This is a genomic window from Vibrio sp. Vb0667 (assembly GCF_033391095.1).
On record NZ_JAWPOL010000022.1, the window covers coordinates 1 to 15,544 of the forward strand.

The 15,544-nt window shown below is 45.9% G+C and carries 15 protein-coding genes and 1 tRNA gene; 9 read left to right on the forward strand and 7 right to left on the reverse strand.

Annotated elements, in window-relative coordinates; genetic code table 11:
• Positions 1 to 2 precede the first annotated feature (2 nt).
• Positions 3 to 75: transfer RNA gene (locus tag R8269_RS17285), tRNA-Gly, on the reverse strand.
• Between the two features lie 156 nt (positions 76 to 231).
• Positions 232 to 777 (reverse strand): oligoribonuclease, encoded by a 546-nt coding sequence (gene orn / locus R8269_RS17290; protein ID WP_005381461.1) that lies wholly within the window; start codon positions 775 to 777, stop codon positions 232 to 234.
• 129 nt (positions 778 to 906) lie between these two features.
• Between orn and rsgA the strand changes: the two genes are divergently transcribed.
• From rsgA to R8269_RS17310, 4 genes are all read left to right on the forward strand, one after another.
• A complete protein-coding gene (gene rsgA, locus R8269_RS17295; protein ID WP_005381463.1) occupies positions 907 to 1,971 on the forward strand; it encodes a small ribosomal subunit biogenesis GTPase RsgA in 1,065 nt (354 codons plus the stop codon).
• 116 nt (positions 1,972 to 2,087) lie between these two features.
• Entirely contained in the window at positions 2,088 to 2,945 is an 858-nt protein-coding gene (gene asd / locus R8269_RS17300) for an archaetidylserine decarboxylase (protein ID WP_005381465.1), read from the forward strand.
• Positions 2,946 to 3,111: 166 nt separating this feature from the next.
• Entirely contained in the window at positions 3,112 to 4,527 is a 1,416-nt protein-coding gene (locus tag R8269_RS17305) for an SLC13 family permease (RefSeq protein ID WP_213915369.1), read from the forward strand.
• A 132-nt stretch (positions 4,528 to 4,659) separates the two neighbouring features.
• Positions 4,660 to 5,547, forward strand: a complete 888-nt coding sequence (locus tag R8269_RS17310) for a DMT family transporter (protein WP_005381469.1) — start codon at positions 4,660 to 4,662, stop codon at positions 5,545 to 5,547.
• An 82-nt stretch (positions 5,548 to 5,629) separates the two neighbouring features.
• Here the strand turns inward: R8269_RS17310 and gpmM are convergent, their stop codons facing one another.
• On the reverse strand, positions 5,630 to 7,162 hold the full coding sequence (gene gpmM / locus R8269_RS17315) for a 2,3-bisphosphoglycerate-independent phosphoglycerate mutase (RefSeq protein ID WP_005381471.1): 1,533 nt from the start codon (positions 7,160 to 7,162) through the stop codon (positions 5,630 to 5,632).
• Positions 7,163 to 7,709: 547 nt separating this feature from the next.
• On the opposite strand from gpmM, the gene R8269_RS17320 reads away from it, so the two are divergent.
• From R8269_RS17320 to R8269_RS17340, 5 genes are all read left to right on the forward strand, one after another.
• Positions 7,710 to 8,144 (forward strand): rhodanese-like domain-containing protein, encoded by a 435-nt coding sequence (locus R8269_RS17320; RefSeq protein WP_005381472.1) that lies wholly within the window; start codon positions 7,710 to 7,712, stop codon positions 8,142 to 8,144.
• A gap of 225 nt (positions 8,145 to 8,369) precedes the next feature.
• A complete protein-coding gene (gene secB, locus R8269_RS17325; RefSeq protein WP_005386410.1) occupies positions 8,370 to 8,834 on the forward strand; it encodes a protein-export chaperone SecB in 465 nt (154 codons plus the stop codon).
• 195 nt (positions 8,835 to 9,029) lie between these two features.
• A complete protein-coding gene (gpsA, locus tag R8269_RS17330) occupies positions 9,030 to 10,067 on the forward strand; it encodes an NAD(P)H-dependent glycerol-3-phosphate dehydrogenase (RefSeq protein WP_005381474.1) in 1,038 nt (345 codons plus the stop codon).
• Between the two features lie 78 nt (positions 10,068 to 10,145).
• Positions 10,146 to 10,967 (forward strand): serine O-acetyltransferase, encoded by an 822-nt coding sequence (cysE, locus tag R8269_RS17335; protein ID WP_005381475.1) that lies wholly within the window; start codon positions 10,146 to 10,148, stop codon positions 10,965 to 10,967.
• Between the two features lie 27 nt (positions 10,968 to 10,994).
• Positions 10,995 to 12,140: a murein hydrolase activator EnvC family protein gene (locus R8269_RS17340; protein ID WP_258476758.1), complete on the forward strand. Its 1,146-nt coding sequence runs from the start codon at positions 10,995 to 10,997 to the stop codon at positions 12,138 to 12,140.
• A gap of 73 nt (positions 12,141 to 12,213) precedes the next feature.
• On the opposite strand, the gene R8269_RS17345 is transcribed toward R8269_RS17340, so the two are convergent.
• The 4 genes from R8269_RS17345 to epmA form a co-directional block, all read right to left on the reverse strand.
• Positions 12,214 to 13,170 (reverse strand): DHH family phosphoesterase, encoded by a 957-nt coding sequence (locus R8269_RS17345; protein ID WP_258476759.1) that lies wholly within the window; start codon positions 13,168 to 13,170, stop codon positions 12,214 to 12,216.
• A 144-nt stretch (positions 13,171 to 13,314) separates the two neighbouring features.
• On the reverse strand, positions 13,315 to 13,950 hold the full coding sequence (locus tag R8269_RS17350; protein ID WP_005381480.1) for a TetR/AcrR family transcriptional regulator: 636 nt from the start codon (positions 13,948 to 13,950) through the stop codon (positions 13,315 to 13,317).
• Positions 13,951 to 13,971: 21 nt separating this feature from the next.
• Positions 13,972 to 14,346, reverse strand: a complete 375-nt coding sequence (locus R8269_RS17355; protein ID WP_005381482.1) for a VanZ family protein — start codon at positions 14,344 to 14,346, stop codon at positions 13,972 to 13,974.
• Between the two features lie 9 nt (positions 14,347 to 14,355).
• Positions 14,356 to 15,327 carry an elongation factor P--(R)-beta-lysine ligase gene (gene epmA / locus R8269_RS17360; RefSeq protein ID WP_005381485.1) on the reverse strand — a complete coding sequence of 324 codons (972 nt, stop codon included), beginning with the start codon at positions 15,325 to 15,327 and terminating at the stop codon, positions 14,356 to 14,358.
• Positions 15,328 to 15,544: the final 217 nt, after the last annotated feature.

Consider the following 15,544-nt stretch of genomic DNA (forward strand, 5'->3'; position numbering starts at 1 on the left):
GGAGCGACACACGAGGTTCGAACTCGTGACCTCAACCTTGGCAAGGTTGCGCTCTACCAACTGAGCTAGTGTCGCATCAACAACGTTTCCGCTGTTTAGGGCTGCGAATTATAAGAGCATTTTTTTGTGATGCAAGTCCTTCCTTCAAAAAAACTTTATTTTTTTACTGAACGACGAAAAAGCAATCAAAAGCGATATAAATTACAACAATTTGGATCGCAACCTTAACAGTTAAATCTTGAAAATAGTACCTCGATAGTACTTAAGTTCTGCGATGGACTCACGAATGTCGTCCAAGGCCAAATGTGTTCCCTGTTTTGTGAACCCATTTAGCACCTCAGGTTGCCAGCGACGTGCTAGTTCTTTAAGAGTACTAACGTCAACATATCGGTAATGGAAGAACTCTTCCAACTCAGGCATATGCTTGTATAAAAAGCGGCGATCCTGCCCAATGCTGTTACCACATATTGGCGAAGCTCCTTTCGGCACCCATTTTTCTAAAAATTCAATGGTTTGTGCGACTGCGTCTTGTTCTGAGATTTGACTGTTTCGAACGCGCTCCACCAAACCGCTTGCCGTATGCGTATTAGTGCACCAGTCGTCCATTTTCACCAGTTCTTCTTCCGGCTGATGAATCGCTAACACTGGACCTTCAGCCAAAATATTTAGTTCGCTATCTGTGACAATAGAAGCAATTTCGATGATTTTGTGCGTTTCAGGATCAAGCCCTGTCATCTCTAAATCAACCCAAATTAGGTTTTGATCGCTAAAGGACATGGTTACGCCGCCTATTTGTTTATCGATAAAAGAGGTACTATACCTCAAAATACGAGAAACACGATACTCATACACGGAGCCAAGAGTACGGCTCAACCATTTGAGTAAATTCACATAAAGTACAGAATTGTGGCAAAGAAGAAAAAGTTAACCAAAGGTCAGGTGCGACGCGTACGTAGCAACCAACAAAAGCGTTTGAAGAAGCAAGAAGAGTCCATCCAGTGGGATGAAAACATGCTAGGCGCCAGCAAGCAAGGTCTCGTGATCACTCGTTTTGGTCAGCACGCGGACATTGAAGACCTTGAAACAGGCGAAATTCAACGCTGTAACCTCCGCCGTGGTATTGAGTCTCTAGTATCTGGCGATCGTGTTTTATGGCGCGAAGGATTGGAGTCTATGGCGGGCATCTCTGGTGTTGTTGAAGCGGTAGAACCTCGCTCTTCAGTGCTCACTCGTCCAGATTATTACGATGGCCTAAAACCCGTTGCAGCCAATATTGATCAAATGGTCATTGTCTCTTCGGTATTACCAGAGCTATCGCTAAATATTATTGACCGCTATCTCGTTGCATCAGAAACACTGAATATTGCGCCATTGTTGGTCTTAAATAAGGTCGACCTTCTAGAAGCCGATGATCGTGCAATGTATGAAGAATGGCTCAAAGAATATGAACGTATTGGCTATAAAGTGCTTCTGGTCAGCAAGAAGTCTGGAGAAGGCATTGCTGAACTAGAAACCCTGCTGCGTGACCGAATTAATATCTTTGTTGGTCAATCAGGCGTAGGGAAATCCAGCTTAGTCAACGCGTTAATGCCGGAACTAGAGAGCGAAGTGGAAGAAGGCGAAGTCTCTGAGAACTCTGGCTTGGGCCAACACACCACGACGGCTGCACGTTTATACCACATTCCAACGGGTGGCGATTTGATCGACTCACCTGGAGTACGTGAATTTGGTCTTTGGCATTTGGAAGCAGAAGAAGTAACAAAAGCATTCATTGAATTTCGACCATATTTAGGTGGTTGCAAGTTCCGAGATTGTAAACACAATGATGACCCAGGCTGCCTTCTACGTGAAGCTGTCGAGAACGGGGAAATTAACGAAACTCGCTTTGAAAACTATCATCGCATTTTGGAAAGCATGGTTGAAAATAAAGCAAATCGTCAGTATTCACGTAATAAAAAAGCCGATCTGTAATTGAGTTAAGGCTGTAACTGTGTAAAAAGTCTTCACCTAATACTGACAAGCAAATTAAATTTCAGTAACATCACGCGCCCTAAAGCGCGAATCTAACAGAAGTATCGGAATTAAAGATGGACAAGTTTAAAGTTGGACTGCAGTACTGGATCCCACAACACGGCCTCACTCGCCTAATGGGTAAACTGGCTTCAGCAAAAGCTGGCGGTCTAACAACAGCAGTTATTCGTTGGTTTATCAAACAATACAATGTGAATATGGATGAGGCAAAGCACTCAGATCCTAAGCATTTTAAAACGTTCAACGAGTTTTTCGTTCGTGAGCTAAAAGAAGGCGCACGCCCAATTTCTGAAGGCGAAAACGTCATCACTCATCCAGCCGACGCTTGTGTTAGCCAGTTTGGCCCTATTGAAGATGGTCAACTTATCCAAGCAAAAGGTCATCACTTCTCAGCACAAGAATTGCTGGGCGGTGACGCGAATTTAGCGGACGAATTTAAAGATGGTTCTTTTGCCACATTGTATCTATCTCCGCGCGATTACCACCGTGTACACATGCCATGTGACGGCACTCTGCGCCAAATGATTTACGTACCAGGTGACCTGTTCTCAGTAAACCCTCTGACAGCAGAAAACGTACCGAACCTATTTGCACGTAACGAGCGTGTGGTGTGTATCTTCGATACTGAGTTTGGTCCAATGGCACAGGTGCTTGTTGGTGCGACAATTGTTGGTAGCATTGAGCAAGTATGGGCTGGCACGATCACTCCGCCTCGTGGAAACACTGTCTACAAATGGGATTACCCAGCAGAGGGTGACAAGGCCGTGATCTTGAAAAAAGGTGAAGAGATGGGCCGCTTCAAACTGGGTTCTACTGTTATTAACCTGTTTGCCAAAGACGCGATTGAGTTTGACGCAAGCATGGAAAACGGTAAGCCAACCGTTATGGGCACACCTTACGCCTTGAAAAAATAAGTAAAACACCGTTAAAGAGCCCTTTATTAAGGGCTCTTTTTATTGATAAAAAGCAAAACTCCGTTCGAAATTTAGCCTCTATTTCTCAAACTCATACCTGCCTCTAAGACCCTCATTCCACAATCAATTATCCTGCGCTTAGAATGAATATTTAGAGGGGCAGCCAATGCCAAAGATGAGTGTAAACACGTTGGCGAAATTGCTGGTGTGCTTTTTAATTCCGCTCGGTGTTTTGATGATGCCGATCGATGCTATTCCTATTAACGATCTCACTTTAATTCAGCATCGCCTGTTGGCTATTTTTCTTCTTGCTGCCCTACTTTGGGTTCTCGAGCCGGTTCCCGTTTTTGCTACGTCCATTCTTATTATCGCTCTTGAACTGATCATGATATCGGATAAAGGTTTGCATCTATTTCGCAATCCACCAGCGGGGCATGATTTAGGAGAGTTAATTGCTTACACCGATATTTTCTCGGCCTTCTCTTCACCGATCATTATTCTTTTTATGGGTGGTTTTGCTCTTGCGATTGCGGCTTCCAAATACGAGCTCGACAACAACCTCGCCCGAGTACTATTAAAACCATTCGGCACCCAACCTAAGTTCATCATGCTGGGCTTGATGTTAATTACCGCCGTTTTTTCAATGTTTATGTCCAATACTGCCACGACCGTGATGATGCTAGCCCTGCTTGGCCCCATCGTCGCTTCAGCACCTAAAGGGGATTTAGGCATTAAAGCACTGGTGTTGTGTATTCCAATTGCCGCGAATACAGGCGGCATTGCGACTCCGATAGGCACGCCACCTAATGCGATAGCGCTTCAATATCTCACTGGAGAAAACGCGATAGACTTCCTATCGTGGATGACAATGGGTCTACCATTTGTGTTGGTACAACTCACTGTAGCTTGGTTCTTGTTGCAAAAGCTGTTTCCGTCTAGCGAACCAGAAATGAAACTAAAGCTAGATGGTACATTCAAAAGGAGCTGGCGTGCGATCGTCGTCTACATCACTTTTGCACTAACCATTTCGCTTTGGATGACAACGAAAGTGCATGGCATGAATACATACGTTGTCGCGATTATCCCACTAGCAGTGTTCACGTTAACGGGCATTATGGGAAAAGAAGAGCTCAAGCTGATTAACTGGGATGTTTTATGGCTAGTTGCCGGTGGTATAGCAATTGGCATTGCCTTAGACAAAACGGGCTTAGCCGAAGCATTAGCGCACGCCATTGATTACAGCCTGCTATCACCATTTGCCGTTGTTTTAGCCCTATCGGTAGTGTGCTGGTTAATGGCGAACTTTATGTCTAATACCGCAACGGCAAACTTATTGATGCCTATTGCTGCCGCTATTGGTACATCCATGCCAAGCCTTATTGCGGTTGGTGGCCTACAAGGTTTACTGGTTGTCGTCGCCTTCTCCGCATCACTTGGCATGATCTTACCGGTTTCCACACCACCAAACTCTTTGGCTTATTCAACAGGCCTCATCGAGAGCAAAGACATGGCGAAAGTAGGCCTGATTCTCGGTTTGATTGGTCTACTTATCGTGTATGGCGCAGTTTTGGTACTGTTTTAATCGAAGAGCTCCATGAAAAAGCGTGTTGTCATGGAGCTGCTCTCCAGCTACTGCCCTTACAGAGCGGCTTTTACATCCCATAAATTTCGTGCATATTAAGACTCCTCTACTCTACAAGGACGTCGACACATCATGGGTTACGAATGGCTTGCTTTATGCGCCGCTTTTCTGTGGGCAGTTTCTAGCCTAATTTCGGTCATTCCTGCACAACACCTAGGCGCTTTTTCTTACAGCCGCTGGCGCATGGGCTGTACGGCCGTGATCTTATCAACAATGGCCTGGATAACTGGCGGCTGGTTAACGGTTTCTTGGGAACATGTAACGCCAATGATGGCCTCAGGACTGATTGGTATTTTTATTGGCGATACCGCTCTATTCGCGTGTTTGAATCGTATGGGGCCAAGACAAGCCGGGTTACTCTTCTCTTGCCACGCCGTGTTCTCTGCCATCTTGGGCTACTTCTTATTTAGCGAAGTCATGACCACAATAGAACTACTGGGCGCATCATTGGTATTTAGCGGCGTGGTGATGGCGATATTCTTTGGCCGAAGAGGTCAAGTGAATAACGTCTTGGAAGACATTAAAGGTAACATCTGGGTAGGTATTGGACTTGGCTTAACCGCAGCAATGTGCCAAGCATTGGGAGGCATTATCGCCAAGCCAGTAATGCAAACCAGTATTGACCCAGTTGCGGCTTCTGCTATTCGAATGATCAGTGCCTTTTTCGCCCACAGCATGTTGTTAGTTCTAGGGGTCAAAGTCGCTCGCTCGACGCAACACATTACTTGGCGCGTATTTGGTATTACTGCCCTTAATGGTTTCTTGGCGATGGCCGTCGGCATGACGCTAATCTTATACGCACTGCAAGAAGGAAATGTAGGTATGGTTGCACTTCTATCTTCAACCACGCCAATTATGTTGCTACCACTGCTCTGGATTTACACTAAACGCCGACCAAACCGATTTGCATGGTTGGGCGCAGCCCTAGCTGTGATTGGTGCTGGCATTTTGGTTCAGTAACCTTACAGACCAGCCCTTACTGCCAGATACAAAAAAGCCCGAGTTTAAACTCGGGCTTTTGTCATTCGGAGCCGTTAGTTAATTATTTAACTAGTACTTCACCCGTCATTTCTGCTGGGATTTCTAGACCAGCTAGAGAAAGCATGGTTGGTGCAAGGTCAGACAGTTTACCGCCTTCTTTGAATTCAACCGCTTTGTCACCTACATAGATTAGAGGTACTGGTAGGTTAGTATGAGCAGTGTGGATGCCGCCAGTTTCAGGGTCGATCATCATTTCTGCGTTACCGTGGTCCGCAGTGATCAATAGTTGACCGCCAACTTCTTTGATTGCTTCAACCACTTTACCCACACTTTCATCTAGAGCTTCGATTGCTTTCTCAGCCGCTTCATAAACGCCAGTGTGACCAACCATATCTGCGTTCGGGTAGTTACAGATGATGGTATCGAACTTACCAGACTTGATAGCCGCAACCATCTTATCTGTTAGTTCTGGAGAGCTCATTTCAGGCTGCATGTCGTACGTTGCAACTTTTGGTGAAGCAACCAATTGACGCTCTTCGCCTTCAAATTCGTTCTCAACACCACCGTTGAAGAAGAAAGTCACGTGTGCGTATTTCTCTGTTTCAGAGATACGTAGCTGAGTTTGACCTTGTTTAGATAGCCACTCACCGTAAGTGTTTTCTAGAGACGCAGGTGGGAATGCGATAGCTAGAGGGATATCAGCCGCGTATTGAGTCAGCATCACAAAGTTGATTGCTGGGAATACTGCACGCTCAAAGCCGTCAAACGCAGGAACGAATGCACGAGTGATTTGACGTGCACGGTCAGCACGGTAGTTCATGAAGATAACCGCATCACCATCTTGCATGATTGCGTCTTCTTGACCTTCCGCTTTGATAGCTGTTGCTTTAACGAATTCGTCGTTTTCTTCACGAGCGTAAGCCGCTTCTAGACCTGCAACTGCCGTTTCTGCTGTGAACTCAGCTTTAGCTTGAGTTAGAAGATCGTAAGCAACTTGGACGCGATCCCAGTTGTTGTCACGGTCCATTGCGTAGTAACGACCTACTAGAGAAGCAACGCGGCCTTTACCTAGTTTCGCAAATAGGTCTTGGAAACGTTGTAGTGAGTTTTCAGCACTACGTGGTGGTGTGTCACGGCCGTCTAGGAAGCAGTGTAGGTAGATTTTCTCTGCGCCACGCGCCGCTGCCATTTCAACTGCAGCGTAAATGTGGTCTTCGTGAGAGTGAACACCGCCTGGAGACATCAGGCCCATGATGTGTACTGCTTTTTCAGCTTTCACAGCAGAGTCGATTGCTTCAACTAGCGCAGGCGTTTGTTCGAACTCACCATCAGCAATTGATTTAGTGATACGAGTCAGGTCTTGGTATACAACGCGGCCTGCACCAATGTTAGTGTGACCAACTTCAGAGTTACCCATTTGACCATCAGGAAGGCCAACATCCATGCCTGAAGCAGAGATTAATGTGTGTGGGTTATTCGCAATCAGAGCATCCATTACTGGTGTTTTCGCATTCGCAATTGCGTTACTTGCTGTGTCTTCACGGTAACCGTAACCGTCAAGGATAACTAGAGCCAGTGGCTTCTTAGCTGACATAGTGATGACCTCATCAAATTTAAGTAACTTTTGGCGTAGGGCCTCGCTGCCCTATCTAACCTTGAAACAAAACTAGCGTAATTTTACTACACTTTTTAACCAAAACTGTAGGTTAAGATCAAATAATGTTTGCGATTTATTGTTGCTATCTTACAAGTTAAGCGAACAACGAGTCAGTGCCGACAATCGTGTTCCACAAGCATAGTCATTTCTAATACGCTTTGTACACCCCAGTCTAAGTTCGGTTTTCTTACGCTTCTCATTCTTATTTTTGCACTTGAAACAGCGCTCATTTAAAGCAACATCAAACAAGATGGGTTAATACCTATTGTTCTCTTTTCTCAGTAAAACAGAAGTCACTTAAACCGATAAGTCCAATAGGCAAAAGCAATCAAGCTACCAGAGCAAAATGTACGGATAGTAAGGGCATAAAGGGTTTATAGAGATCTCAATTATTCGTTAGAAAATTTTAACCCTCTCGCCTAAGAGCCGTAACCTCGCTATACTCCTGCTTTATTTTTCCGCCAACAGCGTAAGAGCTCAAGACATGCAAGAGTACATTGAATTTTTCCAACAGAACATGATTCTATCTTTGGTTTGGGTAGGTCTTCTTGTCGCCTTTATCATGAACATCGTGAAGTCAGCGACAGCCGCATACAAAGAAATCAACGTAAACCAACTGACTCATCTTATGAACCGTGAAAACGGCGTTGTAGTGGATATCCGTACCAAGGACGAGTTCAAAAAAGGTCATATCACCGACTCACTTCACATTTTACCGTCAGACATCAAAGCGGGTAACTTGGGTAGCCTTGAAAACCACAAATCAGACCCAATCATTGTGGTATGCAAGACAGGACAGACCGCTCAAGAAAGCGCAAACCTATTAGTAAAAGCTGGCTTCGAAAAAGTGAGCCTACTAAAAAATGGTTTGATTGCGTGGAACGAAGCGAACCTGCCGTTAGTTCGCGGTAAAAAGTAGGAACGTGGCAAGAACGAAAGTTCGCGTTTAAACGCGCTTTTACCAAGCCTCGCGGACAAAAAACTGAGCAAATTGAAAGCAGTTGGAGCACTAAGTTGTGACGCTTTGCACGTAATACACGCTTCATCTAGTCAAGGTAGATTGGCTCAGTTAGTCTCAGGACATACCAGTTTTCTGAGCTTAGACGTTTCTAGGCTCAACAAATATTGATTTAAGGATTAAAAAATGGCTGAAGCAGCACCTCAAGACGCACAACAAAACTTCGCAATTCAACGCATCTTCCTAAAAGACGTTTCTTTTGAAGCGCCGAACTCTCCAGTAATTTTCCAGAAAGAGTGGAACCCAGACGTTAAACTAGACCTAGACACTCAAAGCCGTGAACTTGGTGAAGGCGTTTACGAAGTTGTTCTACGCCTAACCGTTACTGTGAAGAACGAAGAAGAGACTGCGTTCCTATGTGAAGTTCAACAAGGTGGTATCTTCACTGCTGAACAAATGGAAGCTGGTCAACTTGCACATTGCCTAGGCGCATTCTGCCCGAACATCCTATTCCCATACGCTCGTGAAACTATCTCAAGCCTAGTCGTTAAAGGTACGTTCCCTCAACTGAACCTAGCGCCAGTAAACTTTGACGCGCTATTCATGAACTACCTACAACAGCAAGCTCAACAAGGCGAAGCTGAAGCGTAATTCACGTTTTATAAGTGACGAATAGCCACAGTGCTGACGTCACCGACTCAAATAAAATGCACAGAGCGTCTACCATTCGATGCAATGTGCATTTTTTATTTCTGACAAAAGTTCCTAGTTCCTAATCGTCAGAAGGCGTAAAATTTGACGATTAGGAACTAGATTCTACTAGTAGCAAGACAATTAGGCGGTAGCATGACACAAGCAAATACAAACAATGCTTACGGTAAAGACATCGCAATGACTGTGATTGGCGCAGGCTCATACGGCACCTCTTTGGCAATCTCACTCGCTCGTAACGGCGCGAACGTTGTCCTTTGGGGACACGAGCCAGAGCACATGGCTCGCCTAGAAGCAGACCGAGCTAACCATGCCTTCTTACCAGGTGTTGATTTCCCTGAAAGCTTGATCATTGAATCGGATTTAGAAAAAGCCGTTCAAGCAAGCCGAGATTTGTTGGTTGTGGTTCCAAGCCATGTCTTTGGCATCGTGCTAAACAGCTGTAAACCATTCTTGCGCGAAGACTCTCGCATCTGTTGGGCAACCAAAGGGCTTGAACCTGAAACGGGGCGCCTACTGAAAGACGTTGCTTATGACATTATCGGTGAAAACTACTCACTAGCAGTATTGTCTGGCCCAACGTTTGCGAAAGAGCTCGCAATGGGTATGCCGACTGCAATTTCAGTTGCGTCTCCAGATTCTGAATTTGTTGCGGATCTACAAGAAAAAATCCACTGTAGCAAAACCTTCCGCGTATATGCCAATAGTGACTTTATTGGTATGCAATTGGGCGGCGCTGTGAAAAACGTTATTGCGATTGGTGCGGGTATGTCTGATGGTATTGGTTTTGGCGCCAACGCCCGTACTGCATTAATTACTCGTGGCTTGGCTGAAATGAGTCGCCTTGGTGCTGCGCTGGGTGCACAGCCAGAAACCTTTATGGGCATGGCAGGTTTAGGCGATCTTGTCCTGACATGTACCGATAACCAATCACGTAACCGACGCTTTGGCTTGGCATTAGGCCAAGGTAAAGACGTTGATACGGCTCAAGAAGAAATTGGCCAAGTGGTTGAGGGTTACCGCAATACAAAAGAAGTATGGCTACTCTCTCAACGTATGGGTGTTGAGATGCCGATAGTTGATCAAATTTATCAAGTATTGTATCAAGGAAAAGATGCGCGCTTAGCAGCGCAAGATTTACTTGCTCGTGACAAAAAAGCCGAAGGAAAGTAGCAATCTACCGCCCTTTGCAGCTCATCTGAGAAAAATTGAAGTTGTCGGGTCACGGAAGAACCACTCTGGATATTGAGAATGAAACACTGCGAAAAACAAAAAGTCTGGAACAAAATTGTCTCAGAAGCCCGTGAAATGTCAGAACAAGAGCCTATGCTGGCGAGCTTCTATCATGCCACCATTATCAAGCATGAAAGTTTGTGTGCCGCTCTGAGTTATATTCTGGCTAACAAATTGAACACCGCTTCCATGCCAGCGATGGCTGTGCGTGAAGTGGTTGAAGAAGCCTTTGCAGCTGATCCAACCATCACTGACGGCGCGGCTTGTGATATTTGTGCCACGGTCAATCGCGACCCTGCTGTTTCAATGTACTCAATGCCATTGCTGTACCTAAAAGGCTATCACGCACTGCAAGGCTACCGAGTAGCAAACTGGCTGTGGAAGCAAGGTCGTCACGCTCTTGCGACTTACCTACAAAATCAGATTTCGGTAGCATGTCAGGTCGATATTCACCCTGCAGCGCGCATTGGTAGTGGTATCATGCTCGACCATGCAACAGGCATCGTGATTGGTGAAACTGCCGTGGTCGAAAACGACGTGTCTATACTGCAAGATGTCACCCTTGGTGGTACTGGTAAAGAATGCGGTGATCGTCACCCGAAAATTCGCGAGGGTGTGATGATCGGAGCTGGTGCAAAGATTCTTGGCAATATCGAAGTCGGTGAAGGCGCGAAAATCGGATCTTGCTCTGTGGTATTGCAAGCCGTGCCTCCTCACACAACGGTGGCTGGCGTGCCTGCAAAAATCGTCGGACGTCCAAAAACGGACAAACCCTCTCTCGATATGGATCAAGGCTTTAACGGCAAGTCGCAAAGCTTTATCCATGGAGATGGTATTTAATCGTCAACAAACCTTTTTGACAACAACGTGGTAGGTAACTCTCAAGTGCGAAAACAAAATCACCCTGTTCTACGCTCGGCTATTTTATTAACTTGTGCTTTATCTGCCACTTATCCCATTACCTCCTCTGCTGTGAGTCAGCAAGAGCTCAAAGGCGTATCCAGTGAGATAAGCCGCCAGCGCAAATCGCTCTCTTCCCAAGAAAAGCAGCTCAATGAGTTACAGAAGTCACTAAAAGATCAAGAGCTTGGAATTTCTAAGCTTGAGCGTGAAATACGACAAACCAAGTCTAATCTCGCGCAAGCAGACAAAAACATAGAAAACCTGGAAGAGAAAATTGCCTTGCAAGAAGCACAGCGTCAAGAGCAAGAAGAAGAACTCAAACAGCTACTGCAAACGTATTACGTAACCGAGCGAGCGAAAGCCAATGGTCACTTGTTAAATCAAGGTGTGGAAGAAGACCGCATGAGCCAATACTTCCAGCATTTAGCTAAAGCACGTGCTGAAGTGATTGATGCGATCACCAAAATAACCCAAGAATTAGCGCACAACAAAAACCAACTCGAGCTAGAAAAAGAGCAAATCGAGACTCTGCTCAAGCAGCAATCCGAAAAACGTACAGCGCTAGCGAGTACACAATCCAAGCGTAAGCAAACCCTGAATAAAATTCAGAGCAGTATCAAGAATGACAAACGCTACTTAGCCGAGCTGCAACGCAACGAAACCCGTTTAAAAGCAGAGATCGCCAAAGCAGCGAAGCGTAATGCGGTGCCAATGGACGGACTCGGCAAACAGCGCGGTAAGTTGCCTTGGCCACTCAAAGGCAGTGTGTTACACAACTTTGGTACGCGACAAACCGGGCAGGTAAACTGGAAGGGCATGGTGCTGTCTGCCAACTATGGTCAACAAGTGAAAGCCGTTTATCCCGGAACTGTCGTATTTGCGGAGTATCTGCGCGGATACGGTTTAGTGGTACTGCTCGACCACGGCAAAGGTGACATGACCCTCTATGGTTACAACCAAGCCTTAACTAAAAAAGAAGGCGACCGAGTCACCGCAGGCGAAGTGATTGCTCTCGCGGGTGATACGGGCGGTCAAGACAGGCCATCGCTGTACTTCGAAATTCGTCGTAATAGTGAAGCGCAGAATCCGAAACCTTGGTTAAAGCGCTGATTATCTGACTTATTGACTTGTCATAAAAAAGGAGCCACTCGGCTCCTTTGTTGTATTCATGTTTTGGAAAACGCTATGCGTAGTAGGTTTCTACCGCATCAATAAAAGCATTCACATCATCTTTGCTTAACGCGTTGATTCCTGCCGCCGCCTCTCGCCCCCCACCTGTCGGGAACTGACCACACACGGCAACGGCACCTTGTTTATTGTTTAATGGGGCACGGAGTGAAACCGTATAAGTCCCATCTGAATTTTCAGTAAGTACCGCATGCGCAGAGTCAGGGGTTTGGTTTGCTAGCCAGTTGCCATAAACACCACTGATTCGGCGTGATGCCGCCGTGTTTGGTAACTCAAACAACTTCAGCTTACCGCTCTCATGCATGGCAGGCACTGCGAGAGCCGCCTCCATGTCTTGTTGGTAAGCCGATTGCAATTGGTAGTATGGCGAGGCCGTATCTTCAATAGCTTCAAATGGTGACGTGTACTTCAGCAAAGCTCGGTACAGCTCCGCAGGGGGAAAGTGTAAATCTTCGACCTTCGATCCGTAGCCGTTGTAGTTAATTAAAGTACCCAGCTCTTTTAGCTGCTCTTTCTGTTGCTGCAACAAGCCCGCGTTATTCGCTAACTCATCGGCTTTAGCAATCATGTTATCGCCATAAGCCGCCGTAATCGCCCAGTCATGAAAACGCCCATCAAGCAACTTATCGACAATCAACGCCGTGCACATGTTGGCATCGAGATCGATGTGCGCATCCAAATTACCATGCTGAGGAATGTCGCCCGCTTTGTGATGATCGGCGTAAAAGACGTGCGCGCCTTGAGCCAAAGCTTGCTCTAGACCTGCCATGTTCTTTTCCATCGAAATGTCTAACACAGTCAGCTCATCACCCGCTTGCACGTCTACTTTTTCCACCAGCTTGATGTCGCGCTTTACACCGGTTATTAACTGGGCATCGACAGGATCAGCCAAACGCAATTGTAGAAGAGCAATGATGCCATCAGCATCACCATTAAAAATGTCGTAATTCATGGGGCGATAGTTCCTTTATCGAGAATCTTATCCCTGCAAGGGTTTTTAGCGTATGGGACTATTGTGCGTGGCATATTTGACAAGTCAACTCGAGCCACGACTCGAAAATGAGAGTGACTCTCGAAATATTAAGCAGTTTGACGTTTAACTGTGTAGATTGCTAACCGCATCTTCTAATAACAGTAGCTGCTCTAAGCCCTGCTCAGTTGCTAATGGCTTAACGACATTAAGCATCTGCAACATCCCTTGCTTCACCATTTGCTCGGTAATGTTGGTTTTTGAAGCCATCGCGGATTGATACGCCAACCAACTACACGCAATCAAGTGTAATGTACATACCAATGACTTCAACTGTTGTTGATCGACATTCAACAGCTTCATCGTTACGAACTCTTGCATAATAGCAATGAGGTTCGCTTGCAGCTTCTCTTGCACATCGATGTACTGTTCGTGTAGCTGTTCATCTCGTGACAAGATTTCTGGTAAGTTTGCGTAGAAAAAGCGGTATTTCCACATCAAGGTAAAAATAGAGTCTAGGTAGCTCTTCAGCATAGTCAGGCTCTCTTGCGAACCTTGAATAGGGGTAAATCTTTCTAAAAGTTCTGCTGAATAAAGCGCAAAGATCTCACGAACGATTTCTTGCTTATTGCGGAAGTGGTAATACAGATTACCAGGGCTAATTTCGATGTGATCGGCAATGTGATTGGTGGTGATGTTTCGCTCACCATGTTGGTTGAACAACTCCAGTGCCGCGTAGACGATTTTGTCGCGCGTTTTCATTGTTATCGTGTTCCCTCTTCATTAACGAATCGAGTATAGCGACTTCACCAACCTAGGTCGATAGAGGCTCCAAATACGGTAACATAACAGACCAGTTAAGATGCCAGTTGAGTTGGCGACAAGGTCTAACCAAGAAGTTTGTCGCCCTACATACCCTTGCAACCACTCAATAACGGCGCTGAATAGCAAAATACCAATCGCCACCGCCCAACGTTGACGCCAACGCCACACGCAAAAGCAACCTAAAAACGCAAAGCCGCTATACGCCATAGCGTGCTGCATTTTGTCGAGATACGCGATATTGCCCCAGTCTTGCAGTTCACCTGAACTCAGAGATAAAAAAGCGATCAATATGGCGTAGCTAAAGATGACGAAACGTGCAGCCGTCAGGTTCATTGGACGTCCTTATGCAATTGGAAATGGAAAGGCCGTCACTTGATCAATGTGGTCACAGCCTAGCGCCAGCATGATCAAACGATCGATACCCAACGCGACCCCTGCACAATCTGGCAACCCTGCTTCCAGTGCAGAGATCAGATGATAATCGATCGGCTGTGGTTTTAAACCCATTTCGATACGCTTTGCGTTATCTTGTTCAAAGCGCGCTAATTGCTCTTTCGGGTTATCCAGTTCATGAAATCCGTTCGCCAGCTCTATCCCCTTAAAGTACACTTCAAAACGATCCGCGACGCGATGATCTTGAGGATTGATTTTCGCAAGCGCCGCCTGTGATGCAGGGAAGTCGTACACAAAAGCCGGCACGTCCTGACCAATTTTGTTTTCTACTCCCACGCTAAATAGTAGTTGCAGCAGCGTATCGCGATCTTCTTCTGGCTCAGCAATGTCACTCAAACCCAGCTTGCTTGCCGCCGCTTTCAGCTCAGTCATCGAGCCTTCCAGTGGACACACACCCAACACATCAATGAAGGCTTGCTGATACGTCATGCGCTGCGCTGCGCCACACTTCAATACCAGCTGCAACAGGTCATCCATTTCATCCATCAATTTATGATGGTCAAAGCCAACGCGATACCACTCCAACATCGTGAATTCAGGGTTGTGGTAGCGACCATTCTCTTCATTACGAAATGCTTTGTTGATTTGATAAATACAACCGCTGCCCGCAGCCAAAAGGCGCTTCATATGGAATTCTGGGCTGGTCATAAAAAACAGCTTACTGCCATCGGCATAGCCTGGGCCAACAAACTCGGTTTGGAAAGTATGCAAATGGATGTCAGTCACGGTTGCGTGACTCATGGCTGGCGTATCGACTTCCATCACCTGTCGGTCAGCGAAGAATTGTCGAATCGACGCGATTAACGTCGCACGTTGACGAAGTTGGTCAATGGAAGCAGTAGGTTGCCAGTTGGTTTGCATAACAAGTCTCTCAAACTTTAATTCAGCGAGGAAAGTCTCATTCTACATGCTTTTTACTCTTCAAGAAGAGAGGAATATCCCTTCTTCTTTTTACTAATGTGCTCGCAAATTTGAGGCAAGCATTACTCGTGCCGCAGAACAAAAAACACTCAGTTAAAATCCTATTATCCATGCGGTTAATGTCACGCAACACGGGTTTAACATCCCTAATGTTAAT

Coding starts and splice junctions, on each gene's coding strand:
- R8269_RS17355 (WP_005381482.1), bottom strand. CDS start 14,346: ATGAACCTGACGGCTGCACGTTTCGTCATCTTTAGCTACGCCATATTG.
- asd (WP_005381465.1), top strand. CDS start 2,088: ATGGACAAGTTTAAAGTTGGACTGCAGTACTGGATCCCACAACACGGC.
- R8269_RS17345 (WP_258476759.1), bottom strand. CDS start 13,170: ATGAATTACGACATTTTTAATGGTGATGCTGATGGCATCATTGCTCTT.
- cysE (WP_005381475.1), top strand. CDS start 10,146: ATGAAACACTGCGAAAAACAAAAAGTCTGGAACAAAATTGTCTCAGAA.
- gpmM (WP_005381471.1), bottom strand. CDS start 7,162: ATGTCAGCTAAGAAGCCACTGGCTCTAGTTATCCTTGACGGTTACGGT.
- gpsA (WP_005381474.1), top strand. CDS start 9,030: ATGACACAAGCAAATACAAACAATGCTTACGGTAAAGACATCGCAATG.
- epmA (WP_005381485.1), bottom strand. CDS start 15,327: ATGCAAACCAACTGGCAACCTACTGCTTCCATTGACCAACTTCGTCAA.
- R8269_RS17305 (WP_213915369.1), top strand. CDS start 3,112: ATGCCAAAGATGAGTGTAAACACGTTGGCGAAATTGCTGGTGTGCTTT.
- orn (WP_005381461.1), bottom strand. CDS start 777: ATGTCCTTTAGCGATCAAAACCTAATTTGGGTTGATTTAGAGATGACA.
- R8269_RS17310 (WP_005381469.1), top strand. CDS start 4,660: ATGGGTTACGAATGGCTTGCTTTATGCGCCGCTTTTCTGTGGGCAGTT.
- secB (WP_005386410.1), top strand. CDS start 8,370: ATGGCTGAAGCAGCACCTCAAGACGCACAACAAAACTTCGCAATTCAA.
- R8269_RS17320 (WP_005381472.1), top strand. CDS start 7,710: ATGCAAGAGTACATTGAATTTTTCCAACAGAACATGATTCTATCTTTG.
- R8269_RS17350 (WP_005381480.1), bottom strand. CDS start 13,950: ATGAAAACGCGCGACAAAATCGTCTACGCGGCACTGGAGTTGTTCAAC.